Source organism: Acinetobacter sp. P37 (assembly GCF_057480965.1).
In genome coordinates, this window is sequence record NZ_JBLIYY010000008.1 from 21,787 (window position 1) to 47,363 (window position 25,577).

Sequence of the window (25,577 nt, forward strand, 5' to 3'; positions counted from 1 at the left end):
ATATTGAATTGTACGGCAAATCAACAGATTTGTGCACAATCATCGTTTTTAATTTTATGAATTTTGGCAGTTTATTCTGTTCAACGGTCAAATAAATACGACGAATGCCATAATATTTCAAATAATCATTTTAGGGTGAAATTTAAATAAATCATTATTTTTAGTCATGAATTTATATGATTTATCGTAATTTTTGTGATGTATTTGTCAACAGGCGATAAATCTCCCCTCCATGCTAAATATGGTTTTGTTGCGATATTGTTCTTGAATAGGACAGGAAGTCACACGGTTTAAGTGATGATTTCCTGCACAAGTACAGCTTAAGTGGCCAACACTGCTTGTAAGACTTGTTGTTCAAGTTCAGTAAATTCAATGCCTTTTTTTCGTGGGCGGGTCAAATCGACACGAAATTCTTTGGCAATATGGCCTTTATCCAGCAAGATAATTCGGTCTGCTAACTGCACGGCTTCACTTACATCATGCGTGACCAAAATCGCGGTAAAACCTTGTTCAGTCCAGAGTTTTTCAATCAAATTCTGCATATCTAAACGTGTTAAGGCATCGAGCGCACCCAGTGGTTCATCTAGCAGCAAAATGCGTGGTTTATGTGACAAAGCACGTGCCAGTGCAGTACGTTGACGTTGCCCCCCTGATAGCTGTGTTGGCCAAAGCCCCGCTTTGTCTTTTAAACCAACTTTCTCGAGGAGTGCTGTGGCATTGGCATGTTGGTCTTTGCTTAAACCGAGTTGCACATTTTTCTCAATGCTACGCCAAGGCAGGAGGCGAGGGTCTTGGAACATCACACGAATATCATCACTGGTGATGCCTTCACGAATATGACGAGCAGACTTAAATTTAATTTCGCCATAACTCGGTTTTTCTAAGTCGGCGATGAGGCGAAGCAGGGTACTTTTACCACAGCCACTACGACCGACAATCGCCAAGAATTCACCGGGTTGAATATGCAGGTCAAGGTCTTCAAGGACTTTAACATCGCCATAAAATTTGTGTAGTTGTTCGATCAGGATCTCTGCGCCCAACACCGCATGGGGGTTGATATCCTCGACAGAAGAACGCTGAGGTTGGGTTGAGTCGTCTGCATGACGGCTTATACTTAAATCGGTCATCATATGCTCCTTATTTTTGGTAACCCGAGTGCCAACGGAGTAAATATTTTTCTAAGGCAACAGCCAGTACATCGGCTAATTTACCGAGTAGGGCATACAATAAAATCCCGACCAAGACGATGTCGGTTTGCAGGAACTCGCGTGCGTTCATGGTCATATAACCGATGCCGGCTTGTGCAGAAATGGTTTCTGCCACAATCAACAAAACCCAAACGAGACCGAGTGAAAAACGCAGACCAACCAAAATAGACGGCATCGCCCCCGGTAGAATGATTTCTTTATATAGTTGCCAGCCACTCAAACCGTAGCTTTTGCCCATTTCAATCAGTTGAGGGTCTACAGAACGAATACCATGATAGGTATTGATATAAATGGGAAAGAATACGCCAATAGCGACTAAAAAAAGCTTGGCCGATTCATCGATCCCAAACCATAAAATCACCAATGGAATCAGGGCAAGAGCAGGAATGTTACGGATCATTTGCAGCGTGGTATCGAGTAGCGTCGATGCTGTTTTGGATGAACCATTCAGCAGCCCTAAAAAAAGACCTAATCCACCCCCAACTAAAAGCCCAACCAAAGCACGACCCGCACTGATTTGAACATGCTTCCACAGTTCACCACTGATCAGTAAGTTCCAAAAGGCTACCACTACCGCACTTGGCGCAGGCAAAATACGACTTTCTAACAGCCCTGTAACAGAGGCAATTTGCCATACAATAATTAATGCAATAGGAAACAACCAAGGCAGCAAACGCTGCCCGAGTTGTGTTCCACGTGAAACCTTCGGTGCTTTGAAGGTTTCAACAGAAACAGTTTTGGACATTAGGCCGGCTCCTGAATCTTTCCAGCTTTTTTATTTTCATCTGGGGTGTAGTTGTTCGCGACGATCTCACCAAACGGGCCTGTTAAGTTAGGTTGAACCAATTTCTGACGCGTTTCCAATGGCAGTAGTGGGAACACCAATTCTGCGAAACGGATCGACTCTTCAAGGTGTGGGTAACCAGAGAAAATAAAGGTATTAATCCCGAGATCGGCATATTCTTGGATACGTGCGGCTACCGTTTCAGGATCACCAACGAGTGCCGTACCTGCACCACCACGAACCAATCCAACACCTGCCCATAAGTTTGGCGATACTTCTAATTTGCTACGGTCGCCATTGTGCAGTTCAGCCATACGGCGTTGACCAACAGAGTCCATGGTTTTGAACTTGGCTTGCGCCGCTGCAATGGTGGCATCGTCGACATATTGGATCAGCTCTTCTGCTGCTTTCCATGCCTCTTCATTGGTTTCGCGCACAATGACATGTAAACGAATGCCATAATTCAGTTCACGTCCTTTGGCTTTGGCTTTTTCACGCACCACTGCAATTTTTTCTTTTACCGCAGCAGGTGGCTCACCCCAAGTTAAATAGGTGTCAACTTGATCCGTTGCCAGTTCAACAGCTGCCTCTGAAGAACCGCCAAACCATAGTGGTGGATACGGTTTTTGTACCGGTGGATAAAGTAATTTTGCGTCGTCCACACTCAGGCGTTCGCCATGGAAGGCATAGTTTTCACCAGTATGTGAACGGGTTAAAATTTCACGCCAAATCGTGGTGTATTCTGCTGCAGTTTGGTAACGCGTCGCATGATCTTCATAGACACCATCACCCTTGAGTTCTTGCTCATCGCCGCCTGTGACTAAGTTGAGTAAGATTCGACCGCCAGATAAACGGTCAAAAGTTGCAGCCATACGTGCAGTCAGTGCAGGCGTTGTCACCCCTGGACGTAGCGCGACTAGAAATTTTAAATTTTTAGTGGCATCAATCAAGCTTGCAGCTGTAAGCCATGGATCTTCACATGAACGACCTGTTGGAATCAGAACGCCTTCATAGCCAAGATTATCCACCGCTACTGCAATTTGCTTCATGTAGGCATGATCGACTTGGCGTGCACCTTTACTTGTTCCTAAGTAGCGACTGTCACCGTGGGTAGGGATAAACCAGAAAATTTTCATGTTCAGTTCCTTGTATTTTTGATGGCTCGGGTATCAATGTGATGAAGGTGTCCAAACTTGCTTTTGGACTTGAATGTTGTTTGGAATCAGTTGGACTTGTTTAAATAAGTCCGCAATATTTTGCTGTGCTTGTATGACCTCGGGTGTCAGCGAGCGCACAGGAGATGGTTTAGATCGGCGTGAAAAGGCTTGCGCAGCAATATTCTTTTGTAGCCCTGTGCTGTTTTTATAAATCTCTAAAGCTACATTTTGGTTCTTCACAATCCACTGATCGGAAGCGTCTAAGGCCTTTAAAAATTTAGCTGGGGCATCAGGGTGCGCTTGAACGACTTTTGGATTTGCCACATAAAATGAATAGGTCTTTGGAAAATCATCAGATTGAATCAGCACTTTAGCCTGAGCATCCAACTCCGCTGCAGATAAAAACGGGTCCCAAATGGCCCATGCATCAATTGATTTTTTATCAAATGCGGCACGTGCATCTGCTAGTGGAATCCAAATTGGTTGGATATCGCTCCAAGTCAAACCGGCTTTTTCTAAAGTTTTGGCTAATAACTCATGCGCACTCGAGCCTTTTTGTACAGCAACGCGTTTGCCACGTAATTCTTGAATGGTTTTGATTGAGCTATCCGCTGGAATCACGACAGCAAGCGACTGTTCAGGCACCACTTCATAGCCAATATAATTCAGGTCTTTATTGGCAGCTTGGGCAAAAATAGGCGGGGTGTTGCCGACATAGCCATAATCCACCGCACCGACCGCAAGGGCTTCTAACATTTGTGGGCCAGCAGGGAATTCCTTCCACTCAATGTGAGCACCGGGAAATTGTTGTTCAAAGAGCTTTTGTTCACGGGCAACCAGTAAATTTAAGGCTGATTTTTGGAAACCGATAACCAAGGTTTTTACGGCTGTTTCAGCTGGTTTTTCACCATCCTGCTGTGCTGTTTCTTGTTTTTGGCAGGCACTGAGTCCAAGGGCCAAAGTGGCTAAAGTCAGTATGGAAAATGTTCTTAGAATACGCATGGCATCGCCCTTATGCTGTCGTCGGCTTATTTGATAATGGCCGACTCAATATTTAATTTATTTGGAATTAATTTTTCGTTATAAAACGCATCAGCGACTTGCTGCTGCTCTTGCGCCACTTGTGCAGTAATCGGCGTCACTTGATTGCCTAAGCGAGAAATTGATGTTTTAAGTACATCTAGACCTAAGCCGGTTTTGCCTTCGAGTAACTTGGCCGCTTCATCTTGATTTTTTGAGACCCATTGCGTGGTCAAATTCAACTCATTCACCACAGCTTGCAGGACTTTTGGATTTTCCTGAGCAAATTTGCGATCGGCCAAATAGAACTGGTAGTTCTTCACCAAGTTTTCGCCATTGGCAATGGTGCGAGCATTAAGTTGATGCTCAGCGGCAGAAAGGAACGGGTCCCAAATTACCCATGCATCGACTGCACCTTTTTCAAAGGCAGCTCGTGCATCGGCAGGCGGTAAATACACGACATTGATGTCGCTAAATTTAAGCTGATTGGCTTCCAACAACTTGAGCAACAGGTAATGCACGTTTGAGCCTTTGTTTAAGGCCACACGTTTACCTTTTAAGTCCTGAATACTGTGAATAGCCGAATCTTTTTGCACAATTAAAGCTTCAGCTTTTGGAACAGCAGGTTGGTTGGCAATGTAAACCAAATCGGTTTGAGCGGCTTGAGCAAAGATAGGCGGTGCTTCACCGACTTCACCAAATGACACGCTGCCTACATTGAGACCTTCTAGCAGCTGTGGGCCAGCAGGAAATTCCACCCATTTGATATTTACACCTTGGCTTTTTAAGGCTGTTTCTAAGGTTCCGCGTTCTTTTAAAATTGGCAATAAGCCATATTTTTGGAAACCAATATTTAAGGTGACATTTTCTTCAGCCTCTTTTTTGCCACAGCCCGACATCATCATGGCACCCACAACCGCTGTAGACAGTACAAGTGTTTTTGTCCAGAGTTTTGCTTTGTGAGTACGCATGTGTTGCTCCTATAAAGGTCTAAATGTGCAGAACTGTTGATTTATGAACACATAAGCTAAAGATTTTTCTTTTTCGAAAAAAATAAGAAAACTTAAATTTAAAATCAGGAAAAAAGATAAATAAAAATCAGCAAAACTTATGAGAAATTATGATTTTATAAAAACATATAATGTGTCGAAGTATTATTTTAAGTTATTGAAGTTATTTTATTTATTTGGGTTATTTAAATGGTAGATATGGTTATTCTATGGCTTGCAAAGTGATTTGAGGGGATAGCCAAGGGATTAGGCATAACCTTATGCAAAATAATGCTATTCAGCGCATAAAAAAAGCCACTTTAAAGTGACTTTTTACAAACCAATGAGTTTCTTTGGTAGTTATATAAGGCCTGACGGGCATTTGGTAAGTCATCGACGCTGACTTGTTCAAAACCTTGTTCAAGGAACCAATGCGCTGTCCGGGTGGTCAAAATAAACAATTGTTCAATACCTAAATCTCGCGCTTTTTCTTCTAAATAATGCAAAATTTGGCTACCACGATTTGATTTTCGATACCCCGGATGCACAGCCACACACGCGATTTCAGCAGAACGTTTTTCATCCCCTGTGACAGGAATCGGGTACAACGCAGCACAAGCCAAAATCGTACCGTCACGTTCAATCACTGCAAATTGTCCAATTTCATTTTCCAAACGCTCGCGTGAGCGATAAACCAAGATGCCTTCTTGTTCGAGAGGGCGTAAGAGATTGATTAAGCCACCCACATCTTGAATATCGGCAGTACGCACTTCTTCATAATGCGCATCCGTGATCATGGTGCCAGAACCGTCACGCGTGAACAGTTCTTCGATCAATGCGCCATCATAGGCATATGAAATAAGATGAACACGGTGTACGCCTTGTAAAGAAGCATCTTTAGCAACGCTTAAATGCAGGGCAATATCGGGATTAGAATCTTGATATTGCAAAATATGCTGATCAAGTTGATGAGGTGTAATTTCGCGTTGTAGCTGCCCATGTTCATTGTGCAAACCGTGTTGTTTGCCCAAGAAAATTAACTTATCCGCTTTTAAACTGATCGCAGTTTTGGTCGCAACTTCTTCAGCCAATAAATTAAACACTTCACCTGTAGTGGAATAACCTGTCGGCCCAAGCACCACAATGTTTTGGCTCTCTAAATGACGTTGAATCGCATCAATATCGACGGAACGAACTTCACCAGACAGTTGAAAATCGATACCGTCACGAATGCCATACGGTTTTGCCGTGACCAAATTACCTGAGACCACATCAATACGCGCGCCGTACATCGGTGAGTTGGCTAAACCCATAGATAGGAGGGCTTCAATTTGCAGACGAATGGAGCCAACAGCATTCATCACTGCAGGTAAGGATTCGCGAGTGGTAATGCGACGATGATGATGAAATGGTGTCTGGATGCCGCTGCTTTGTAAATTATGATTGATTTGCGGACGGGCACCATGCACCAAAATTAGATGAATACCAAGCGAGTGTAATAAGGCAATATCGTGAATAATGTGTTGAAAATTTTCATGTTGCAGCGCTTCACCATCAAACATGATGACAAAGGTTTTGTTGCGATGCGCATTAATATAGGGTGCAGAATGACGGAACCAATGCACATACTGTAAGGTTGTGCTGGAAGATGGTTCAGTGATATTCGTTTGCATGCCTATGCCTGTTTATTCGCTCTGGTATGGATGATTCTAAACAAAAACATATGACAGCGGAAAGCAAATATAAAAAAACACCTGAACAGTGTTCAGGTGTTGGGAAAGGGATTTAAGAGATCGTCGAATGATTAGCCATTCTTAATGCGAATGATGCGATCGGTACGATCATTGACTAGCACGTAGTCACCATTGATTTTGTACCATTGTTGATAACGACCGGTGTTCGGTAAGCGGCGCGCTTCACGATCACTCACTTTGTAGCGGCTTGAATCGAAATAACGAGGAAAGCTTTGACCAACACGCCAATCGCGGCTTGGATTTACACGACGAAAGTCATTACGGTCGTAGCGATTATTGTCATAACGGTTGTTATTATTCCAATTGCTCGGACGGTGATCTTTGTTCCAACGGTTGTCTTGATGTTGGTATGACGGATGGTAACGGCGGTCATCTTGACGATGGTCTGGCGCAGCAATGGCTGCTGTTGTTGCCATCAAAGCCGATACGGAAAGAACTAAACTCGATACGATTTTGTTCATGGGACACCTCTATACATTTCTAATCTGTTTTTTGATGATTCAAAATTAGCGAGAAAGTTCAGAGAAAGCGTGGGGGCAATATAGTTGAATTGTGAAATGTATGGAGGAAATTTGAAGGTGTGTAAATGATCTGAACGCTAGGCAGCATCAGCTTTTGCGGTTAAACATTAAAAAAACCTCATAAAAAAAGCCCAGAGTTGATCTGGGCTTTAAAATATGGCGAAATTAAATTCAAAACGGCTTACATACCTAAAATTTTCAGAATACTGTTACTATCTGAGTTGACCAATATGTAGTCATTATTGATTTTATACCATTGCTGATTACGCGATGGTTTAGGTAAGTTATGGTCTTTATAATCGACTTTATAACCATTACCACGATAATGCTGTGGCATCACATAGCCCGTTTGCCATTTATGTTGTTGCAAACGTTTGACTCCACGTTGTTCACGCATACGGCGTCGATCTTCAAGATCGTCATCGTCCTGATAACCACGGTAATCACGATCTTTTTTCATTTGACCATATGCATTGCCGCGTGGGCCATCAAAGCCACGTTCATCGTTCTTGAAGTGAGGCGCTGCAGACGTGATGCTGCTTGCTATTAAAGCACTGAAAGAAATAGCCAAAATTGGCAAAATCTTTTTCATGTTCAACCCTCATGAGTAATTTATCTTCAATATCACTACTGTACGCATTAAATGCAGAGAAACTGTGAAGAAAGATGAATATTTCTTTAAATAAAACGAAGAGATTGCGGATATTATGCGATAAATTTGGCGCCGAGAACAATCTTTCCATCTTGAAAGCGATGGTCCGATAATGCGTGCTTTTTATCCTTGCAATGCAGTCTTGATCAAATTTGAGGTCTATTGTAAGCACGATCAAAAACGCCCATCAAGTCTTGATGGGCAAATAGGGTAGAGATACTGGAATGAAAACGGTGGGTAACTTCGGGTTTTAGTACCACTGCTCGTTTAGGCATTGGAGTGAATAAATTGCTAGAGCCACAGATTCAGCTTGCTCGGCATCATCCATTGCAGAGATCAAATTTTCAGTCAGTTGTAAGTTTTCAATTGAACGAATGGTTTCAATTTTGCGTTTTTGATCAGCCATTTGGGTCTCCTTGCCGTCGGTCTATGTCATGGCAAGCAGTCTATGCTTTTATATTTAATTTGAAAAACCGAATATTATTATAAAAATAATTTAAAAATACGATCAACGGCAAATTGGGTAATGAAGCTGTCTATTGATCAAAGCTTATTGAATTTCAAATGCTAATCTAAGAGTTTAAAAAAAGGGCATCAAATGGCCCTTTTTAGTTCTAAATGTGTCACTTGGAACGTAATTAGTATGCGTATTTCAGGTCGGTATAATCCGTTAATGATTTTTGAATATGAGCTTGAATAAATTCATTAATATCTTCAGGTGTCATTGCTGCACCTTGTTTGGTAATCACATGCTCAAACGGTGCTTGATCTTGCGCAATGATGCGATAAACAAAGTTAGTGATCACTTGATAGCCTGCTTCTTGCTTTTGAATGCAAGTGACATAGAAATAGGCATGCTCAAAGTTTAAGTCAGTATGCGAAAAAATAAATTGTTCAAATAATTTTGCATTTTGACCGACATCTAAGCCCTTTAAATCGTCCACGATACTCGGGTCGAATTTCATGCCATATTTTGCTGAAATCGGTTGACCATCGACCAGTAGGTTAACCATGCCATCCTCAGTTGGAGTCACTGTAATATTGCTAAAGTCAGACATGTATCAATCCAATGTTTTTAAAGAATGCCCCAAGTATCGGCAAATTTGCTAAAAACTCAAGTCGACTTTCGCGTGGACACCGCGAAATCAGTCGGTTAATGATGTTTTGTAGGCATTCAATACATAGAAAAGGAAGCTCGCGCTTCCTTTTTTAAATTGGCTTTCAGCTTATTCATCTTGGGCATCTATGCTGGCACCGGTTAAATGCAAGCTGTCGTCACCCATTAAATATAAATATGCAGGCATGATGCTTTCAGGCGTAGGCAAAGTTTTTGGATCTTCGTCTGGATACGCCTTTGCACGCATGGCAGTACGTGTCGCACCGGGATTAATGCAGTTAAAACGAATATTGGGGTGTTCATTTTCTTTGGCGAACAATGTACTCACGGCTTCAATGGCAATTTTTGAGACCGAGTACGCGCCCCAACGTTCACGGGCTTCACGTCCCACACCCGAACTGGCAAAGACCACTGAGGCATGCTCAGATTTTTGCAGTAATGGCATTAGCTCTTGAGTCAGTACAAAAGGCGCACGAAGGTTCACCGCCATAACATCATCCCAAACATCCACAGGATAATGTTCTAGTTCAGTTCGCTCACCCAAAATCCCGGCATTATGCAAAATGCCGTCTAGGCGACCAAATTGCTTTTCTAAGGTGTCGACCAATAGCTCATAATCACGAGGAGAGGCACTAGACAGTTGTAGCGGTAAAATCGCCGGTTGGGGGGCACCCAATCCTTCAATTTCATCGTAAATCACTTCTAGTTTATTCAGTGTGCGTCCATGTAAAACCACGGTTGCGCCATGCAAGGCATAGCTGAGGGCAGCCGCACGGCCAATACCATCGCCCGCACCTGTAATCAGGATAATGCGATCTTTGAGCAGATCGGGGCGAGGTTGATATTCTGAATATTTCATCCGTACCTCCTCGTTTTATTGTGTTGTGTTCTATCGTTATAAAGTCGCTGTGTTTAGCGTTTTCGGTTTGATGACCAAATCATGAATGACTTCATGCAATTCAGCAACAGTCTTCACTATACAATCTGCATGCCAAGCTGTTAAGTCATCTTTGTGTTGTAAAGGTAAATAGCCATAAGCCGCAAGAATTGTGTACATCTGCGCATTACGACCGGCATCGATATCACGTGGATGATCACCGACATAGATACAGTCTTGAGCATCTAGATGAATGTGCTTGGCTGCTAAATACATCGGCTCTGGGTCTGGCTTGGTTTTACTGACATCGTCTGGGCAAACCAATACCGAGCAGCGTTCAGTTAAATTCAACGCTTTGAGCAACGCTTCACTGAGTGAACGCGGCTTATTGGTGACAATGCCCCACGGAATTTGATGTTGTTCTAACTCTGCGAGTAGTGGATACATGCCTTCAAATAGGTCTGTATCGACGGCTATATCAGCACCATACAGATCTAAAAAGCGTTGACGATGTGCCAGAAAGACAGGATCTTCAACGTCTAACTCTGGATAGACCAGTTTGACCATCGCACGCGCGCCTTCAGATACTTGTACACGAATATCTTCTGCACTGACCACCGCAATGCCTTTGTCACGGCACATGTCTTGAATAATACGAATAAAATCAGCCGCGGTATCAATCAGTGTACCGTCAAGATCAAAGAGTACAGCTTTCATTAGGCTTCTTTCACCGTATGAACCATGTAGTTCACATCCACATTGGGTGCGAGCCAATAGCGTTTGGTGATCGGGTTATAATGTAAACCTGTCATATCTTTGAGTTTTAACTCGGCTTGACGAATATCATGAGCTAATTCTGAAGGTTTAATAAACTTTGAATAATCATGAGTGCCTTTCGCCAACATACGTAAAACATATTCCGCACCAATAATCGCAAACAAATACGCTTTAGGATTACGGTTAATGGTCGAGAAGAATACATGACCACCCGGTTTTACCAGTTTTTGACACGCTAAAATAATTGATGCTGGATCAGGTACATGTTCGAGCATTTCCATACAGGTAACGACGTCATATTGACCTGCTTGTTCTTCTGCCAATTGCTCTACAGGCACTTGGCGATATTCAATATTTTGCACATTTTCTTGTTCGGCATGTAGGCGTGCAACATTTAATGGCGCTTCGCCCATGTCGATACCTAATACTTGCGCGCCACGACGTGCCATGCTTTCAGCTAAAATACCGCCGCCACAGCCTACATCTAATACTTTCTTGCCAGTGATGCCATTTGAATGCTCATCAATCCAGTTCAAACGCAGGGGATTAATCATGTGCAAAGGGCGGAACTCAGAATGCTGATCCCACCATATGGCTGCGAAAGCTTCAAATTTGGCAATTTCTTGTGGATCAACATTCAATTGCGACATCGGTTGCACCTCAATCAAGTCTTTATATTTTAGAAAAAAGTTTATGGGAGTTAGTGTAGCGCGTCCTGAAAAAAAAGCGATAAAAGCCTTAAAAAAGTTCACAGAATGAAAACGAAATCGACAGATTTGATTTATAGTGTTGCCATAAACTAATCATAATGATTTTGAGGACGATAAGTTCAATGAAAAAATTCCTTTTAGGCACGATTACAACAGCTATTTTGGCTTTTTCTGGCAGTGCGATGGCAGCGCAATTTGTCGCGGGGACTGATTACACAGTTATTCCAAAACCGATTAAAGTCGAACGTCCGGGTAAAATCGAAGTCCGTGAGTTCTTTTGGTATGGCTGCCCACATTGTTTTACATTAGAACCGCATATGCAAACGTGGTTAAAGCAATTGCCTAAAGATGTACGTTTTGTCCGTACACCTGCAGCAATGAATCCACTTTGGGAACAAGGCGCGCGTGCTTACTATGCATCGGAAGCACTGGGCGTTCGTCAAAAAGCACATTTACAATTGTTCCATGACATTCATGTGGGTCAAAAAAATATCTTAGAACAAGGCGCATTTGCGAAGTTCTACACCCGTTATGGTGTTCCTGAAGCGAAATTTAACAGCACATTTAAATCATTTGCTGTGTCTTCAAAAATTGCTCAAGCGAAAAGCTTAGCGGCTCAATATCAATTGAGTGGCGTGCCTGCGATTACCGTCAATGGTAAATACATCGTACAAGGTGAAGATGCACGTACTGTTGAAATCGTGAAATTCCTTGTTGATAAAGAACGCAAAGCGAAATAACAGATGTTTTGAAAAAGCCGCACTCGATGCGGCTTTTTTTATGACGGTACATTTTGCGTTTTAGGTCGATAAATTTTGCGGATCAGAGATTTGAGCCAAAGATCGATCCCAGTGCAAGATGCCACGAAATAAGAGCTGAACTTGGGTCTGAGCTTGGCGGCGAAATTGTTGTAGCGCATCCGTACGTTGTGGAAGCTCAACATGTCGATGTAAGTCAATCCACTGCATTGCCCAACTTAAGGCCAATTCAAACAAAATTTGTCCCAATACTTTGAGGTCTTGTTCGGATTGAATATGTTGAGTCGCTTCAACTTGAGCCAGTGCATGGGCCAAATCGGTACTGAGAAAATTAAACTCACGAGTAATGGCTTGTCTTAAGAATGCTGAACCACCCCAACGTTCAGCAATAAGAAACATCCATGCCTCAGGAAATTGCTCAACGGCATGAAATAAATAATCCAGACTTTGTCGTGTGCGTGCATCTGGTGCTTGAAAGCATTGCTGACTCAGTTGATTGAGGACATTGCGAAGGTGCAGGGCCATTTGGTCGACTAGTTCCAAACCGAGTTCGTCCATGTCTTGAAAATGGCGATAAAACGCAGCAGGAACCAAGCCGACATGACGGGAAATTTCGCGTAAGCTCAGACTGCTAAAAGAACGGCCTGTGGTACTCAATGCAAGCGCTGCATCAAGGATAGCTTTACGACTTTGTTGCTTACGTTCTTCCCGTATCGACATGCAATTCGTCCTGAATTTTGCGTGGCTTCAGTCTAACAAATTTCCTGATGTCGTACGATGGGCCTATCAAAACTTGGATGAATGGATTTTGTAAATGCGCACGAATGCGTCCCGAATCTGGCTGTACCTTCTGTTATAATGTACCGCAATCAATTTTGTCAGATTAAGGACTCATCATGCGTATCGACCAACGAGCATTAGATCAATTACGTGAAGTAAAAATTACCCGTAACTACACACGTTATGCGGAAGGTTCTGTATTGGTTGAATTTGGTCATACAAAAGTTCTTTGTACTGCAAGTGTAGACAACTCAGTGCCACGTTTCCTTAAAGGGAAAGGTCAAGGCTGGGTAACTGCGGAATACGGCATGCTTCCACGTTCTACACATACCCGTAGTGACCGTGAAGCAGCACGTGGTAAACAAAGTGGTCGTACACAAGAAATCCAACGTTTGATCGGTCGTAGCTTACGTGCCATGGTTGATTTGAAAAAATTGGGTGAAAATACAATTAGCATCGACTGTGATGTGATTCAAGCAGATGGCGGTACACGCACAGCATCAATCACAGGTGCAGCTGTTGCTTTGGTCGATGCGATGAATGTCTTGCTTGAAAATAAAAAAATCAAACAAGATCCGCTTAAAGGCTTAGTTGCAGCTGTTTCTGTAGGTATGTATCAAGATGAAGCATTACTTGATCTTTGCTATGAAGAAGATTCAAACTGCCAAACTGACTTAAATGTGGTCATGACACAAGCAGGTGAGTTCATTGAACTTCAAGGCACAGCTGAAGACAAACCATTTACGCGTGCACAGTGTAATGAAATGCTTGAATTGGCTGAAAAAGGCATTCAAGAGTTAATTAAGAAACAACAAGAAGCTTTGGGTTGGTAAGTTGTTTGATTCAGTTTAAACTGAATAAAGAACGCATCTTCGGATGCGTTTTTTTATGCGCTGAATATAGAAAATCCAACAAGAATCGGCTATTCAGTAGCGTGCCTTTGACTCAAATTAATAGAATCAGGATGCTTTGAAGGACTAAAAATGAAAAATTGGATGATGTATTGTTCTTTATTCACCGTATTTTTGATCAGTGGTTGTGATTTTTTGGGAAATCAGGTTCAAGAGCGAGAAGGTGGTCGTTTTTCTGAACAAAGTGAAAACTCAAAAGATCAGGACGATGATCAAGATGAGCGCGAGCAGCATGAAGACGATGCGGAGCATGAAAAGGACTCCGAGCATGAAGATGAAGCTCGACGAAGTTCAAAACAACAGCAAGATGATGATTAAGTCATGCTAGAGGTTAAGCAGAAAAAAGGGTGCGACAGCACCCTTTATTTATGTTTAGAGTAAGCCTAGAGCTTAGGCATTAAAGCGCATCGATAAATCAATCGCTGTGACATCTTTGGTAAGCACACCCATCGAAATATAATCGACCCCTGTCGTTGCCACTTCACGTAAATTTGCAATAGTGATATTGCCTGAGGCTTCAAGTTTGCAGCGACCATTCACATGTTTGACGGCATCAATCATTTGTTGCTGACTAAAGTTATCCAACATCACAATATCCGCACCTGCTTCCAACGCTTGGTTGAGTTCGTCCCAAGTTTCTACTTCCACTTCAACGGGTTTACCCGGAGCAATGGTATGCGCTTTAGCAATAGCTTGGCTAATGCCACCTGCTGCCATGATGTGATTTTCTTTAATTAAAAACGCATCAAATAAACCTAAGCGATGGTTTTGACCACCTCCGACAGCAACTGCATATTTTTGTGCAATACGTAGGCCTGGTAAGGTTTTACGGGTATCGAGTAAACGAGTATTCAAACCTTCAAGCTGCTGGACATAGGCAGCAGTTTTAGTCGCTACTGCAGATAATGTTTGTATAAAATTTAAGGCTGGACGCTCAACCGTGAGTAAACTACGCGCAGAACCTGCGAGTTTTAAAAAGGCTTCGCCTGCGGCAACACGGTCACCATCATGTTTCAACCAAGTGACTTGGACAGCGGCATCGTAAGCCTGAATGAGTGCATTAACCCAAGGCTGACCCGCCAAGATCATCTCTTCACGGCTGATAATCGTTGCAGTGGCTTGTTCATCTTCTGGAGTTAACAGGGCTGTAATATCGCCTTCGCCAATATCTTCTTGTAGTGCGTGTTGAATATTGATTTGGATTGATTGTTCAAGCAAAGATTGCGATATGCTCATAAGAAGTTCCGTATCTTTTTAACCCAGGAAAATGTGCGCGTTATATTAGCATTGTTCCTTAAAAATGAGCGATTTTTAACTCCTTTCACAGACTTGAATTGAGATTTCAATGTGAAAGTTTTAGCATTAAAACTTTCAAGTAGGGCTCGGCGTTTTGATCTGCAGCATTGCAGGCCGGCTTAGACACAGGATTTTTTTATGTCACAAGCAATAACATTTCAGGTGCAGGATGGGCAATTGCTAGGTGCGCGTCAAATTCCATCACCGAATTTTAACCAGCGTCCTGAAGATACCGAAATTCAGCTTGTCGTCATTCATAATATTAGTTTGCCACCTTCTCAGTTCGGCGGTGGTTATATCGAACAATTTTTCCAAAATCAGTTGGATTGGTCGAAACATCCTTATTTTCAAACTATTGAAGGGATGCAAGTATCGACACATTTATTGATCCTGCGCACAGGCGAAGTTCTACAGTTTGTCAATTTTAATGATCGAGCTTGGCATGCAGGTCGCTCAACCTATTTAGCACAAAAAGAATGTAATGATTATTCGATAGGCATCGAACTCGAAGGAAGTGATGATTTACCTTTTGAAGCTGCACAATATGCCGTGCTGACCGAGGTCGTGGCGTGTTTACAACAGGCTTATCCTAAAATTCAACAACATATCGCCGGACACTCAGATATTGCACCGGGACGTAAAACAGATCCAGGTCCATTTTTTGAGTGGAACGCTTTTCGTCAACAGCTGCATCATTTTAAAAACAAATAAACAATACATACTGCGTTTAATAAACCAATGAAATTCCTTGACGAGTTTCATTACAATAGGCGCACTTTCAAAAGTGAGAAATACCGATGGCGCTTTGGCGTTCGACAGTCATTGTCAGTGCAATGACTATGTTGTCCCGTGTATTGGGACTGGTACGGGATATTGTCCTGTTAAATGTATTTGGTGCAGGTAAAGACTTCGATACCTTCGTGGTTGCCTTTCGTATTCCTAACTTTTTTAGGCGCTTATTCGCAGAAGGGGCATTTTCACAAGCCTTTATTCCTGTATTGACTGAATATAAAACCAGTCGAACCCATGCCGAAGTCCAGATTCTGATTAGCCGTGTTTTTGGCTGTTTAGGTCTGGTGATGACTAGTTTGACGTTCATCGCGATGGTGGCGGCACCCGCGATTATTTATATCTATGCACCGGGTTTCCATGGTGATGCAGACAAGTTTGCGTTAGCTACCGATATGTTCCGCCTAACGATTCCTTACTTACTGTTTATGTCCCTAACGGCATTTGCCAGCAGTATTTTGAACAGTTATGGCTCATTCAGTACACCTGCGTTCGCTCCAGTGTTACTCAATGTCGCGATGATTGCCGGTGCGCTGTGGTTAACCCCTTATATGGCTGAGCCAATTATGGCTTTGGGTTGGTCTGTTGTCGCAGCAGGATTCTTGCAATTGGCGATTCAGATTCCAGAGCTGTGGCGTAAAAAATTACTGATTCCACCCAAAGTAGACTTCAAACACGAAGGTGTTGATCGGATCATGAAGTTGATGCTGCCAGCACTGTTTGGTGTCTCAGTGACGCAGATCAACCTACTGTTGAACACCATTTGGGCGTCTTTTATGCAAGATGGTTCAGTATCATGGCTATATAGTGCTGAACGTATGACCGAGCTACCTTTAGGTTTGATTGGGGTAGCTATTGGTACCGTGATTTTACCGTCATTGTCTGCACGCCATGCTGAACAAGATCAGGACAAATTCCGCCGTATGATTGATTGGGCAGCTAAGGTCATTATCTTGGTGGGTGTGCCTGCCAGTATTGCGCTTTTCATGCTCTCTACACCTATTATTCAGGCCTTATTTGAACGTGGTCAATTTAGCTTTGAAGATACACAGATGACCGCATTGGCATTGCAATGTATGAGTGCCGGTGTGATTTCATTCATGCTCATTAAAGTGTTTGCACCAGGGTTTTATGCGCAACAAGATACCAAAACTCCAGTACGTGTAGGTTTAATGGCGGTCGCAGCCAATGCCATTCTTAATGTGGTGTTTATTGGATTCTTTAAACTGATTGATTGGCATGCTGAGCATATGGCCTTGGCATTGGCATCCTCTGGTTCCGCATTAGTAAATGCAGGGATGCTGTATTTTTATTTACATAAGCGCAATATTTTCCGTTTTGGTGCGCATTGGAAAAAGTTGGTGATTCAGTTTGCGATAGCCAATGCTGTGATGATTGCTGCTCTGTGGTATGGCTTAACATGGTACAACGGTGATGTATCTGCGTGGATGCGTGTCGCGGAAGTGATCATCTTATGTGTGATTGGTGTTGCTGCTTATGGTATCGCCTTAATTGCAACAGGCTTTAGACCACGTCATTTAAAACCATAAAGCTAAAACCACACAACGTAGTAAGTTTACGTGGATGTAAAAAAATAAGAGCACATAGGCTCTTATTTTTTTCATTGACACTCAAGATGATAAAAACGTACGTTTCTTATCCATGAGTCTAAGAGGGGTAATTTGTAGTTTAAAACGACATACAATCCGTCGCCTAAACTTTTCCTCGAGAGAGGAAACCAACAATTGCAAGTATGACTGCAATAACCAAAAGAATAACAGCAAAGTCTTTGGATAAGCCTGCCACACCACCAAAACCTAGCAGACTAGCAATCAATGCAATTACAGCGAAAATAATAGCCCAGCGGAACATAGTTTTATCTCCATGTGATTTTTTATTCTGTATGCCCATTATAAGAGGCTAAAAAAACCTACTATGTAGTCTTTTGTTTATTTAATGTTCAATATTCGGTAACTTAAACAAAGAATTAATGTGCAGGTTCAGTTAATATGCCTGCCACCTTTGTTGCGAGCGAGAAGATGACCGATACTCTACGCCCACATTTTTGGAAAAAGCATGCTTTGACTGAACTCACCCATTTGGAGTGGGAGTCACTCTGTGATGGTTGCGGGCTTTGCTGTTTAATTAAGCTTGAAGATGAAGATACTCATGAGGTTGCCTACACCAAAGTGGCATGCAAACTTTTAGATTGTGAAAAGGCATCTTGCTCCGATTATCCAAATCGTCAATCACATGTTCCAGACTGTATACAGCTGACGCCACATCAGATTCACCAATTTCATTGGCTACCACCGAGCTGTGCTTATCGTAGAATTTCTGAGGGTAAAGATTTACCACGTTGGCATCATCTAGTGACGGGAAATCGTGACAGTATTTTGAAGGCAAGAAAGTCTGCCGCAGGGCGTTGCATCAGTGAAGAAGACGTCAACCCTGACGATATTGAAGATTATATTGTACGTTGGGTACGCTAAAGGACACAGATACGCTCTATCTTGAATCTAGAGTTGATCTTGTATCATAGCCAGAATGTCTTGTTCTGACAGAACCTGAAAACCGTGCTGTTTGAGGAGTGCTGTGGTTACTCCATAGCCTTCAATTTTCGTACGGGTAAAGCTGCCGTCATAAATATAATGGCTGCCGCAAGACGGGCTGCGATCTTTCAAGACAACAACATCAACTTTGTGTAATTGGGCCAATTCTAACATTCGTTGAGCACCTGCAATAAATTCAGCACTAACGTCTGTCCCCAAAACATCTTTAACTTGAGCTGTACCATTGAGCACATCAGTGGCTTGACCATTTTGAATTTCTGCAGGAAAACGTGGACAGCTCAGGCCGCCCATCATTTCTGGGCAGGCCGTAATGACTTGGTGAGTCTGCATCAGTTGGCAAATCGCTTGTTGTGTATTCGATTTGGCATCATAACGAACGGGTTGGCCTGCCAGACAGGCACTGACTAAATACTTCAGTGTCATCGTGTCTTGCTCCACAAGTTTTAGTGACTCAAAAGTTCCATCGCATGGTCATAACTGAGCGGGCGATAAAAGTAAAAACCTTGTCCAGTATGACAATTACATTCTTTTAATGTATCGACCTGTTCCGGTTTCTCTATACCTTCGACTAGTATATTCAGGGAAACACTCGCACCAATTTGGGTAATCGCTTTGACAATGGCAAGTGCTGAACAGTCGGTATGCATGCGTTCCACAAAATTACGGTCTATCTTAATACAGTCGACAGGGTAATTACTCAAACGTGTTAATGATGAATGACCTGTACCAAAATCATCTAAAGAAATGTGTATGCCATGCTCTTTTAATAAATGGAGAGCGCGAATCACATAATTTGAGCCACGTTCTGACAGGCTTTGCTCGGTAATTTCGACCTCAATAATATCTGGTGATATACCAAACTGCTTTAAGCGATTCAGTAGTTTTTCCGCATAATCATCACGTAAAAATTCGACAGGTGCAGCATTTATTGAAATCGGTAGCGGTTGCAGTCCAAGTTCAATCCATTTTTGAATATCTTGAAAGATTTTAATTTGCATTGTTTCACTAATGCGTGAAGCCAATTCATAATCTTGAAATGCAGCAAAAATTTGAGAAGGTAATTGTAATTGTTGGTCTTTATCATACCAACGTAACAAGGCTTCAAAGCCGATAACTTGACTGTCAGAAAGACGAACTTTGGGCTGATAAAACGGAATAATTTGATTGGACTTAATCAAGCTGCGTGCAAGCGTTAATTGGCGAGTAGTATTTTCAAGGGTTTTGAACATAGTATGGTTGAACATTCGTACACCACCACGACCACTGCTTTTTAAATCATTTAGCGCAATATCAGCACATTTAAGTAAATTGGAGGTATTTTGTGCATCGCGAGGGTAGATCGCACAGCCAATACTCATACCAATATTGATACTTTGCCCATTATAGAAAATGGGCATGTCCATTTGCTGACAGGCGATGCTGGCAAAATTCTGTAATTGTTGTTGCGATTTTAAATTTGGAATAGAAATGGCAAATTCATCGCCACCTAAACGTGAAACTACAATATTTGTATCAAAACATTGCTGAAAACGCTGCCCAAGGGTATGCAGTAAATGGTCTCCTGCACTATGACCTAAGGTGTCGTTAATATGCTTAAAATAATCTAGATCGATTAATAACAAACCCAGTTGTTGCTGATGTTCTCGCGCCACTTTTAATTGGCTTTTAAATACTCGACTAAACGCACGGCGGTTTAATAAACCTGTTAAATCATCTCGTTCAATGATGCGTTGAAGTTTATTTTCTGCCAGTCGCTGTATCGTAATATCACGTGATACACAGAGGATTTCTTTGACTTGGCCATATTCGTTGAATACTGGGCTGAGCATATTATCCCAATAAGCCAAGGGTTTATCTGCTACTTGGCTCATGCCGACAAAGCGAGATATTTTGCCATCTTTGGCTTCGGCAAAAGCATTCAAACACGCGTCACGGACTTCTTCAGGCAGTAATTTATGCCAAGACATACCAAACTCAGTTTCATTTGGAGATACACCCAGAGCTAAACATCCCGCGCGGTTCATATGCAGAACTTGACCGTCTAGACTTAATAATTTTATACAGTCGACACTAGCATCTAACATTTGATTACGACTATTCAGTTTTTCTCGTAATTCAGCGCATTGATTATGTTGTAATTGTATATTCTTGGCTTGGGGCATTTTTTGAAATAAATTTATAGGTAGATCAATGCCTTGTTGAACTTGAACGATTCGCTTTTGCTTTGTTGATTGCTTCATACAATCTGTCCAATTGGGTCAGGCAAGTCTAAAATGGGATATCTTGCCGATGATACTTTAATTTGATCAATAAGGGCTAGGATGTCTTGTTACATTATAGTTAACATTCGCCTAAGCTTTTTTACATGCAAGATACTTAAATAACGACATTAAACCACCCTCCTAAATTGAATACCGAATAAAGCAAAGATTCTGCCAAGGCAGTGTTAGAATAGAAAAAACGTCCCCAATTGCCGGAAACGAAATAATAAGATGTCAGACAGCCAAATTCCTCTTCCTGAACGCATGCGTCCTCATGATTTATCTCAAATTATTGGACAAGATCACCTTTTAGGTGAAGATGCACCGTTACGCCAGATGATTGACCAAGGGCATTTGCCATCGATTATTTTTTGGGGACCTCCGGGTGTAGGTAAAACCACAATTGCATTGTTGTTAGCGCAGGCCGTTGACCGACCATTTATTAGTTTATCTGCGCTCAATACTGGGGTGAAAGAGTTACGTGAAATCATCGCCGATGGTGGAGATTTATTGACACCTGTGGTGTTTATTGATGAAATTCATCGCTTTAATAAGTCACAACAAGATGCCTTACTGAATGCAGTTGAAAAGGGCAAAATTACCCTGATTGGTGCAACCACAGAAAACCCTTCATTTGAAGTTAATAATGCCTTATTGTCGCGTTGTCAGGTGTATACCTTAAATGCTCTGGATAATGACGCAATTCAGCGCTTATTAGATCAAGCCATTCAGCAAGATTCGTTTTTAAAAGAGCGTTATATTCAAATCGAAGAATATGAAGCTTTATTTCAATTTGCCGCAGGTGATGCTCGTAAAGCATTAAATCTTTTAGATTTAATCGCCAGTACGTTTGAGCCAGACTTAGAAAATATCATTAACAATGCGGTGGTAGTCAAAGTTGCGCAGCAAAATATTGCACGCTATGACAAATCGGGCGAACAGCATTATGATCTAGTTTCGGCTTTTATTAAGTCGATTCGAGGCAGTGATCCAGATGCCGCTTTGTATTGGATGGCTCGAATGCTCAAAGGTGGTGAAGATCCTGTTTTTATTGCCCGTCGTATGTTGATTGCGGCATCTGAAGATATTGGCAACTCAAATCCAAATGCTTTACTGTTGGCTGGAGAATGTTTCCGATCTGTGCAGGCAATTGGTATGCCTGAATGTCGAATCATTTTGGGGCAATGTGCGGTGTATTTGGCAACCAGTGCTAAAAGTAACAGTACTTATTTGGCCATCAACAAAGCCTTAGATTTGGCAGAAAAAACCTCGAATCTACCCGTGCCATTGCATTTGAGAAATGCACCAACCAAATTGATGAAAGAGCAAGGCTATGGCGTGGACTATTTATATCCACATAATTATCCTGAACATTTTGTCATGCAGGATTATATGCCGCCTGAACTGAAAGGCACTAAGCTGTATGAGTCTGCACGTAATAAACGTGAAGTTGAAGGTGAGCGTTTGCAGCAACGACGTTGGATGCAACAACAGCAACAATGATTTGAATGATCATAATGCTAAGGCGCTTCGGCGCCCTTTTTTATGTCTATTTCATGCAAAAAAAAGCCCAACTCAAGGCGAGCTGGGCTGAAAAAATAGGATGTCTTTGGGGGAGATACATCCTAGAGGGTAGATGGAAAATCTGGTCGGCATACACATTGGAGAAGTATAGATCCTGGTGCTGCCTGATATGTAGCTATCTTAGTGTGAACGTGGGTAAATGTGAAACAGAGGATTTTTATGGTTAACATTTGTTTTTTCGATCATGGATTAATCGAGTAATATTTCATTAAAAAACCGAGCTAAAGAGCTCGGTTTTTATAATCGATGGACGATTTAGATATCAGAAAGGTCGATACCTAAACGTGCAGCAACTTCTTCATAAGCTTCAACTACACCGCCTAAACCTTGACGGAAACGGTCTTTGTCGAGTTTTTTCTTAGTGTCTTTGTCCCATAGACGGCAGCCGTCTGGAGAGAATTCGTCACCCAGTACGATACGGTCGTGGAACACACCAAATTCAAGTTTAAAGTCAACAAGCAGCATGTTGCCTGCATCGAATAGACCTTTAAGTACTTCGTTTACTTTGTAAGTCAATTCTTTCATTTGAGCGAGTTGTTCTGCAGTCGCCCAACCTAATGCAATCGCTTGTGATTCATTCACCATTGGGTCGCCTAACGCATCGTCTTTGAAGAACAATTCGAAAGTTGGCGGAGTAAGTTCTTTACCTTCTTCAACGCCTAAACGACGGCAAAGTGAACCTGCTGCATAGTTACGGATTACGCACTCTACAGGAACCATAGTCAATTTTTTCACTAAAACTTCAGTTGGAGAAAGAAGTTTTTCGAAATGAGTTTCGATACCAGCCGCAGCCAATTTTTCCATGATAAAGGCGTTAAAACGGTTGTTCACCTTACCTTTGCGATCCAGTTGTTCAATTTTTTCACCGTTGAATGCAGAAGCATCGTCACGGAAAACTAGGATGAGGTGGTCAGAACTATCTGTTTCATAAACAGATTTCGCTTTACCAGTATAGAGCAAGGTTTGTTTTAACATGAGGGAACCTTTTTCGAGAAAAAATGCCTAGTACGACTAGGCTGGCCAATTTTGGTAAATCTGAGCTAACAGATCTGCAGCTTTTTCTTTGTCTGCAAAACTGTTATCGGCATTGAACACAGCGATGTTATTGCTTGAACCTACAGAAGAAAGTCTTAAGACATAGGTCTGCTGATCGACCTTGACGGTTACTTCGTAACGGTTTTTGCTCTGACCAACAATGGTATGGTTAAGGCTGCTGAGGGTAGCAAGTGTGTATTGCCAAATTGTAGCAGAATTTCCTTCAACTTTGATCAGTGGATTTTGATTTCCATCCACCAATAGTTGAGGGCGGCTAATATTTGTACTGTCTGTTGAGGAATCTGCAACGACATTATTTTTTTCCGCGGCTGGACGCGGAAGGGCATAGCGATTGCCACGCTTATTTTCAAGCTTTGGTGCATGCTCAATTGCTAGCGGGTCAACTGATGGAGCAGGATACAAAGGCGTTGCAGGACGAACCATTGACCCTTCAGGGTATTTCAGCGGTTCAACATCTGTGGTTTGTTTATAGTCCAGTGTGCCATTATTAAAGGCAAGTGAACTACAACCGGCTAATGTAAATACTGAAAGTGCCAGGCTAAGTCCTAAACGTAATTGCATGATGTTTGCTCTTCTTTATTTGATAACGCCCGCAGTGATGAGTGCTTCACGAAGCGGAGTACGATATTGTTCTGCAAGGGGTGTTAATGGTAAGCGAATGCCTGTTTCAATCAGGTTCATCTCATGAAGTGCCCATTTCACAGGAATTGGGTTCGATTCGCAAAATAAAATTTGATGTAAATTTGCAACAGTATTGTTTTGTTGCTCGGCTTGGACTGCGTCACCCGCCAAAGCGCTTGCACACACTTCGCTCATTTCTTTTGGCGCCACGTTCGCAGTAACCGAAATGTTGCCTTTAGCACCTAAACCCATTAACTGATAAGCCGTTGCATCATCACCTGAGTACACCACCATATCTTTGCCTTTAAGGCCTTCAATGAGTTCTTGACCACGAGGAACATCGCCAGTGGCGTCTTTAATGCCCACGATTTGTGGAATATCAGCAAGACGGATCACGGTGTCATTGTGCATGTCTACACCAGTACGGCCAGGTACATTGTACAAAATTTGAGGTAAATCAACAGCTTCAGCAATCGCTTTGTAGTGTTGATACAGGCCTTCTTGGGTAGGTTTGTTATAGTATGGTGTAACTAATAATGCCGCATCTGCACCTAATTCTTTGGCTTCTTTGGTGAGTTCAATTGCTTCGTGGGTTGAGTTTGCACCTGTGCCGGCAATAATTGGAATGCGTTTGTTCGCCACACGGATGATTTCTTTGATCACCTGAGTGTGTTCGGCCATGCTCAAGGTAGAAGCTTCACCTGTAGTCCCTACAGCAACAATACTATTGGTGCCTTGCTTTATATGCCACTCAACCAGCTTCTCGAGGCTCTTCCAATCTACGCTGCCATCTTCAAACATTGGGGTGACGATTGCGACAATTGAACCTTGAATGGTCTGAGCTTGCTGAGTCATTTTGAAAAGCTATCCTATTTGTCCATCCGACAAGATGAAATATTGATTTCTGGATGGTTTCGAATTTTGATTTGTAGCATGTTCATTGGGCTATACCCAAATTGAATAATGCTTACGCAAATTATGACTGATCAAACGCATAAGAACAATATGCTTTGGTCAAAGCCATAAAATTCTTTATACAAATCAAACTTAAAACAATCAAGTGTAAAATAGCGGTTTTTTTGCAGCCTGAAAATTGTTCAGCAAGGGCTGAATCTTGAAAATGTGTTATTCAATCGAGAGGGTTGGCATGGTTGATGGGATTGATTAAATCATCAGCAAAAGGTTGATCTATGTGTATTCCGTGCTTTTTAATCAGAATTTAAGATTAAATAACAATGACTAAAGATTTAAAAACTATATCAATTCGCTCGGGTTTTATTACAAATGATTGTTAAAAACTTGGGTAATAATCTTTTTTATATCTAATAGAAATAGGCATGTTTTTATGAGTGTTTAAAAAGATCGCTTGATTTGACTGTTCA

At 42.1% G+C, this 25,577-nt stretch carries 28 protein-coding genes; 7 read left to right on the top strand and 21 right to left on the bottom strand.

Annotation, left to right across the window (positions count from 1 at the left end; all coding sequences use genetic code 11):
* Window positions 1–320: 320 nt before the first annotated feature.
* The 13 genes from AC25JC_RS09035 to ubiG all read right to left on the bottom strand — a co-directional run bounded on the left by AC25JC_RS09035 (window position 321) and on the right by ubiG (window position 11,506).
* Complete coding sequence (locus tag AC25JC_RS09035; protein ID WP_486923896.1) at window positions 321–1,127, bottom strand: ABC transporter ATP-binding protein; 807 nt, start codon at window positions 1,125–1,127, stop codon at window positions 321–323.
* A gap of 10 nt (window positions 1,128–1,137) precedes the next feature.
* Complete coding sequence (ssuC, locus tag AC25JC_RS09040) at window positions 1,138–1,953, bottom strand: aliphatic sulfonate ABC transporter permease SsuC (RefSeq protein ID WP_078190647.1); 816 nt, start codon at window positions 1,951–1,953, stop codon at window positions 1,138–1,140.
* Window positions 1,953–3,128, bottom strand: a complete 1,176-nt coding sequence (gene ssuD / locus AC25JC_RS09045; RefSeq protein ID WP_486923897.1) for an FMNH2-dependent alkanesulfonate monooxygenase — start codon at window positions 3,126–3,128, stop codon at window positions 1,953–1,955. The genes ssuC and ssuD overlap by 1 nt, the downstream gene beginning before the upstream one ends.
* 33 nt (window positions 3,129–3,161) lie before the next feature.
* The gene (locus AC25JC_RS09050; protein WP_486923898.1) at window positions 3,162–4,151 is read right to left on the bottom strand and encodes an aliphatic sulfonate ABC transporter substrate-binding protein; all 990 of its coding nucleotides are present in this window, start codon (window positions 4,149–4,151) and stop codon (window positions 3,162–3,164) included.
* Window positions 4,152–4,177: 26 nt separating this feature from the next.
* On the bottom strand, window positions 4,178–5,140 hold the full coding sequence (locus AC25JC_RS09055; protein WP_180024668.1) for a sulfonate ABC transporter substrate-binding protein: 963 nt from the start codon (window positions 5,138–5,140) through the stop codon (window positions 4,178–4,180).
* Window positions 5,141–5,478: 338 nt separating this feature from the next.
* Window positions 5,479–6,831, bottom strand: coding sequence for an amino-acid N-acetyltransferase (argA, locus tag AC25JC_RS09060; protein WP_486923899.1), 1,353 nt, complete (start codon window positions 6,829–6,831; stop codon window positions 5,479–5,481).
* Window positions 6,832–6,962: 131 nt separating this feature from the next.
* Window positions 6,963–7,373, bottom strand: coding sequence for an RcnB family protein (locus tag AC25JC_RS09065; RefSeq protein WP_180116181.1), 411 nt, complete (start codon window positions 7,371–7,373; stop codon window positions 6,963–6,965).
* A 241-nt stretch (window positions 7,374–7,614) separates the two neighbouring features.
* Window positions 7,615–8,025 (bottom strand): RcnB family protein, encoded by a 411-nt coding sequence (locus tag AC25JC_RS09070; protein WP_180022986.1) that lies wholly within the window; start codon window positions 8,023–8,025, stop codon window positions 7,615–7,617.
* 310 nt (window positions 8,026–8,335) lie between these two features.
* Complete coding sequence (locus tag AC25JC_RS09075; RefSeq protein ID WP_486923900.1) at window positions 8,336–8,491, bottom strand: hypothetical protein; 156 nt, start codon at window positions 8,489–8,491, stop codon at window positions 8,336–8,338.
* Window positions 8,492–8,723: 232 nt separating this feature from the next.
* Window positions 8,724–9,143, bottom strand: a complete 420-nt coding sequence (locus AC25JC_RS09080) for a hypothetical protein (RefSeq protein ID WP_180121132.1) — start codon at window positions 9,141–9,143, stop codon at window positions 8,724–8,726.
* 168 nt (window positions 9,144–9,311) lie between these two features.
* Window positions 9,312–10,061 (bottom strand): YciK family oxidoreductase, encoded by a 750-nt coding sequence (locus AC25JC_RS09085; protein ID WP_078190639.1) that lies wholly within the window; start codon window positions 10,059–10,061, stop codon window positions 9,312–9,314.
* 36 nt (window positions 10,062–10,097) lie between these two features.
* Entirely contained in the window at window positions 10,098–10,796 is a 699-nt protein-coding gene (locus AC25JC_RS09090) for an HAD family hydrolase (protein ID WP_078193272.1), read from the bottom strand.
* Window positions 10,796–11,506: a bifunctional 2-polyprenyl-6-hydroxyphenol methylase/3-demethylubiquinol 3-O-methyltransferase UbiG gene (gene ubiG / locus AC25JC_RS09095; protein ID WP_078190637.1), complete on the bottom strand. Its 711-nt coding sequence runs from the start codon at window positions 11,504–11,506 to the stop codon at window positions 10,796–10,798. Before ubiG ends, AC25JC_RS09090 begins: the two co-directional genes overlap by 1 nt.
* Before the next feature lie 182 nt (window positions 11,507–11,688).
* On the opposite strand from ubiG, the gene AC25JC_RS09100 reads away from it, so the two are divergent.
* Complete coding sequence (locus AC25JC_RS09100) at window positions 11,689–12,306, top strand: thiol:disulfide interchange protein DsbA/DsbL (protein ID WP_111885097.1); 618 nt, start codon at window positions 11,689–11,691, stop codon at window positions 12,304–12,306.
* A gap of 60 nt (window positions 12,307–12,366) precedes the next feature.
* Here AC25JC_RS09100 and AC25JC_RS09105 read toward each other — a convergent pair whose 3' ends face one another.
* The gene (locus AC25JC_RS09105; protein ID WP_486923901.1) at window positions 12,367–13,044 is read right to left on the bottom strand and encodes a TetR family transcriptional regulator; all 678 of its coding nucleotides are present in this window, start codon (window positions 13,042–13,044) and stop codon (window positions 12,367–12,369) included.
* Window positions 13,045–13,220: 176 nt separating this feature from the next.
* Between AC25JC_RS09105 and rph the strand changes: the two genes are divergently transcribed.
* A complete protein-coding gene (rph, locus tag AC25JC_RS09110; RefSeq protein ID WP_111885099.1) occupies window positions 13,221–13,937 on the top strand; it encodes a ribonuclease PH in 717 nt (238 codons plus the stop codon).
* Between the two features lie 150 nt (window positions 13,938–14,087).
* Complete coding sequence (locus tag AC25JC_RS09115) at window positions 14,088–14,333, top strand: hypothetical protein (protein ID WP_180116178.1); 246 nt, start codon at window positions 14,088–14,090, stop codon at window positions 14,331–14,333.
* A 72-nt stretch (window positions 14,334–14,405) separates the two neighbouring features.
* Here AC25JC_RS09115 and nadC read toward each other — a convergent pair whose 3' ends face one another.
* On the bottom strand, window positions 14,406–15,251 hold the full coding sequence (nadC, locus tag AC25JC_RS09120) for a carboxylating nicotinate-nucleotide diphosphorylase (RefSeq protein ID WP_180073339.1): 846 nt from the start codon (window positions 15,249–15,251) through the stop codon (window positions 14,406–14,408).
* A 198-nt stretch (window positions 15,252–15,449) separates the two neighbouring features.
* Here nadC and ampD point away from each other — a divergent pair, with 198 nt between their 5' ends.
* Both ampD and murJ read left to right on the top strand, forming a co-directional pair.
* Entirely contained in the window at window positions 15,450–16,022 is a 573-nt protein-coding gene (gene ampD, locus AC25JC_RS09125) for a 1,6-anhydro-N-acetylmuramyl-L-alanine amidase AmpD (protein ID WP_180116176.1), read from the top strand.
* 86 nt (window positions 16,023–16,108) lie between these two features.
* Entirely contained in the window at window positions 16,109–17,650 is a 1,542-nt protein-coding gene (gene murJ / locus AC25JC_RS09130) for a murein biosynthesis integral membrane protein MurJ (protein ID WP_180092649.1), read from the top strand.
* Window positions 17,651–17,813: 163 nt separating this feature from the next.
* Here murJ and AC25JC_RS09135 read toward each other — a convergent pair whose 3' ends face one another.
* Window positions 17,814–17,972 (bottom strand): DUF1328 domain-containing protein, encoded by a 159-nt coding sequence (locus AC25JC_RS09135; protein WP_005006601.1) that lies wholly within the window; start codon window positions 17,970–17,972, stop codon window positions 17,814–17,816.
* Window positions 17,973–18,139: 167 nt separating this feature from the next.
* On the opposite strand from AC25JC_RS09135, the gene AC25JC_RS09140 reads away from it, so the two are divergent.
* Window positions 18,140–18,592: a YcgN family cysteine cluster protein gene (locus AC25JC_RS09140; RefSeq protein WP_180036044.1), complete on the top strand. Its 453-nt coding sequence runs from the start codon at window positions 18,140–18,142 to the stop codon at window positions 18,590–18,592.
* A gap of 27 nt (window positions 18,593–18,619) precedes the next feature.
* Here AC25JC_RS09140 and AC25JC_RS09145 read toward each other — a convergent pair whose 3' ends face one another.
* Both AC25JC_RS09145 and AC25JC_RS09150 read right to left on the bottom strand, forming a co-directional pair.
* Entirely contained in the window at window positions 18,620–19,096 is a 477-nt protein-coding gene (locus AC25JC_RS09145) for a 2-thiouracil desulfurase family protein (protein WP_486923902.1), read from the bottom strand.
* Window positions 19,097–19,116: 20 nt separating this feature from the next.
* The gene (locus AC25JC_RS09150) at window positions 19,117–20,913 is read right to left on the bottom strand and encodes a sensor domain-containing protein (RefSeq protein ID WP_486923903.1); all 1,797 of its coding nucleotides are present in this window, start codon (window positions 20,911–20,913) and stop codon (window positions 19,117–19,119) included.
* 252 nt (window positions 20,914–21,165) lie between these two features.
* Here AC25JC_RS09150 and AC25JC_RS09155 point away from each other — a divergent pair, with 252 nt between their 5' ends.
* Window positions 21,166–22,437 carry a replication-associated recombination protein A gene (locus AC25JC_RS09155; RefSeq protein ID WP_111885104.1) on the top strand — a complete coding sequence of 424 codons (1,272 nt, stop codon included), beginning with the start codon at window positions 21,166–21,168 and terminating at the stop codon, window positions 22,435–22,437.
* A 336-nt stretch (window positions 22,438–22,773) separates the two neighbouring features.
* On the opposite strand, the gene purC is transcribed toward AC25JC_RS09155, so the two are convergent.
* Genes purC through dapA form a run of 3 tightly spaced genes read right to left on the bottom strand, consistent with a single transcriptional unit; the run spans window position 22,774 to window position 25,050 of the window.
* Window positions 22,774–23,493, bottom strand: coding sequence for a phosphoribosylaminoimidazolesuccinocarboxamide synthase (gene purC / locus AC25JC_RS09160; protein ID WP_078190626.1), 720 nt, complete (start codon window positions 23,491–23,493; stop codon window positions 22,774–22,776).
* Between the two features lie 36 nt (window positions 23,494–23,529).
* Complete coding sequence (locus AC25JC_RS09165) at window positions 23,530–24,135, bottom strand: lipoprotein-34 precursor (NlpB) (protein ID WP_078193263.1); 606 nt, start codon at window positions 24,133–24,135, stop codon at window positions 23,530–23,532.
* Window positions 24,136–24,150: 15 nt separating this feature from the next.
* The gene (dapA, locus tag AC25JC_RS09170; protein WP_078193262.1) at window positions 24,151–25,050 is read right to left on the bottom strand and encodes a 4-hydroxy-tetrahydrodipicolinate synthase; all 900 of its coding nucleotides are present in this window, start codon (window positions 25,048–25,050) and stop codon (window positions 24,151–24,153) included.
* Window positions 25,051–25,577 lie beyond the last annotated feature (527 nt).

What these genes read in the sequence shown, in the direction of transcription:
- AC25JC_RS09035 (WP_486923896.1), bottom strand. Translation starts at nt 1,127, where the DNA reads ATGACCGATTTAAGTATAAGCCGTCATGCAGACGACTCAACCCAACCT.
- ssuC (WP_078190647.1), bottom strand. Translation starts at nt 1,953, where the DNA reads ATGTCCAAAACTGTTTCTGTTGAAACCTTCAAAGCACCGAAGGTTTCA.
- ssuD (WP_486923897.1), bottom strand. Translation starts at nt 3,128, where the DNA reads ATGAAAATTTTCTGGTTTATCCCTACCCACGGTGACAGTCGCTACTTA.
- AC25JC_RS09050 (WP_486923898.1), bottom strand. Translation starts at nt 4,151, where the DNA reads ATGCGTATTCTAAGAACATTTTCCATACTGACTTTAGCCACTTTGGCC.
- AC25JC_RS09055 (WP_180024668.1), bottom strand. Translation starts at nt 5,140, where the DNA reads ATGCGTACTCACAAAGCAAAACTCTGGACAAAAACACTTGTACTGTCT.
- argA (WP_486923899.1), bottom strand. Translation starts at nt 6,831, where the DNA reads ATGCAAACGAATATCACTGAACCATCTTCCAGCACAACCTTACAGTAT.
- AC25JC_RS09065 (WP_180116181.1), bottom strand. Translation starts at nt 7,373, where the DNA reads ATGAACAAAATCGTATCGAGTTTAGTTCTTTCCGTATCGGCTTTGATG.
- AC25JC_RS09070 (WP_180022986.1), bottom strand. Translation starts at nt 8,025, where the DNA reads ATGAAAAAGATTTTGCCAATTTTGGCTATTTCTTTCAGTGCTTTAATA.
- AC25JC_RS09075 (WP_486923900.1), bottom strand. Translation starts at nt 8,491, where the DNA reads ATGGCTGATCAAAAACGCAAAATTGAAACCATTCGTTCAATTGAAAAC.
- AC25JC_RS09080 (WP_180121132.1), bottom strand. Translation starts at nt 9,143, where the DNA reads ATGTCTGACTTTAGCAATATTACAGTGACTCCAACTGAGGATGGCATG.
- AC25JC_RS09085 (WP_078190639.1), bottom strand. Translation starts at nt 10,061, where the DNA reads ATGAAATATTCAGAATATCAACCTCGCCCCGATCTGCTCAAAGATCGC.
- AC25JC_RS09090 (WP_078193272.1), bottom strand. Translation starts at nt 10,796, where the DNA reads ATGAAAGCTGTACTCTTTGATCTTGACGGTACACTGATTGATACCGCG.
- ubiG (WP_078190637.1), bottom strand. Translation starts at nt 11,506, where the DNA reads ATGTCGCAATTGAATGTTGATCCACAAGAAATTGCCAAATTTGAAGCT.
- AC25JC_RS09100 (WP_111885097.1), top strand. Translation starts at nt 11,689, where the DNA reads ATGAAAAAATTCCTTTTAGGCACGATTACAACAGCTATTTTGGCTTTT.
- AC25JC_RS09105 (WP_486923901.1), bottom strand. Translation starts at nt 13,044, where the DNA reads ATGTCGATACGGGAAGAACGTAAGCAACAAAGTCGTAAAGCTATCCTT.
- rph (WP_111885099.1), top strand. Translation starts at nt 13,221, where the DNA reads ATGCGTATCGACCAACGAGCATTAGATCAATTACGTGAAGTAAAAATT.
- AC25JC_RS09115 (WP_180116178.1), top strand. Translation starts at nt 14,088, where the DNA reads ATGAAAAATTGGATGATGTATTGTTCTTTATTCACCGTATTTTTGATC.
- nadC (WP_180073339.1), bottom strand. Translation starts at nt 15,251, where the DNA reads ATGAGCATATCGCAATCTTTGCTTGAACAATCAATCCAAATCAATATT.
- ampD (WP_180116176.1), top strand. Translation starts at nt 15,450, where the DNA reads ATGTCACAAGCAATAACATTTCAGGTGCAGGATGGGCAATTGCTAGGT.
- murJ (WP_180092649.1), top strand. Translation starts at nt 16,109, where the DNA reads ATGGCGCTTTGGCGTTCGACAGTCATTGTCAGTGCAATGACTATGTTG.
- AC25JC_RS09135 (WP_005006601.1), bottom strand. Translation starts at nt 17,972, where the DNA reads ATGTTCCGCTGGGCTATTATTTTCGCTGTAATTGCATTGATTGCTAGT.
- AC25JC_RS09140 (WP_180036044.1), top strand. Translation starts at nt 18,140, where the DNA reads ATGACCGATACTCTACGCCCACATTTTTGGAAAAAGCATGCTTTGACT.
- AC25JC_RS09145 (WP_486923902.1), bottom strand. Translation starts at nt 19,096, where the DNA reads ATGACACTGAAGTATTTAGTCAGTGCCTGTCTGGCAGGCCAACCCGTT.
- AC25JC_RS09150 (WP_486923903.1), bottom strand. Translation starts at nt 20,913, where the DNA reads ATGAAGCAATCAACAAAGCAAAAGCGAATCGTTCAAGTTCAACAAGGC.
- AC25JC_RS09155 (WP_111885104.1), top strand. Translation starts at nt 21,166, where the DNA reads ATGTCAGACAGCCAAATTCCTCTTCCTGAACGCATGCGTCCTCATGAT.
- purC (WP_078190626.1), bottom strand. Translation starts at nt 23,493, where the DNA reads ATGTTAAAACAAACCTTGCTCTATACTGGTAAAGCGAAATCTGTTTAT.
- AC25JC_RS09165 (WP_078193263.1), bottom strand. Translation starts at nt 24,135, where the DNA reads ATGCAATTACGTTTAGGACTTAGCCTGGCACTTTCAGTATTTACATTA.
- dapA (WP_078193262.1), bottom strand. Translation starts at nt 25,050, where the DNA reads ATGACTCAGCAAGCTCAGACCATTCAAGGTTCAATTGTCGCAATCGTC.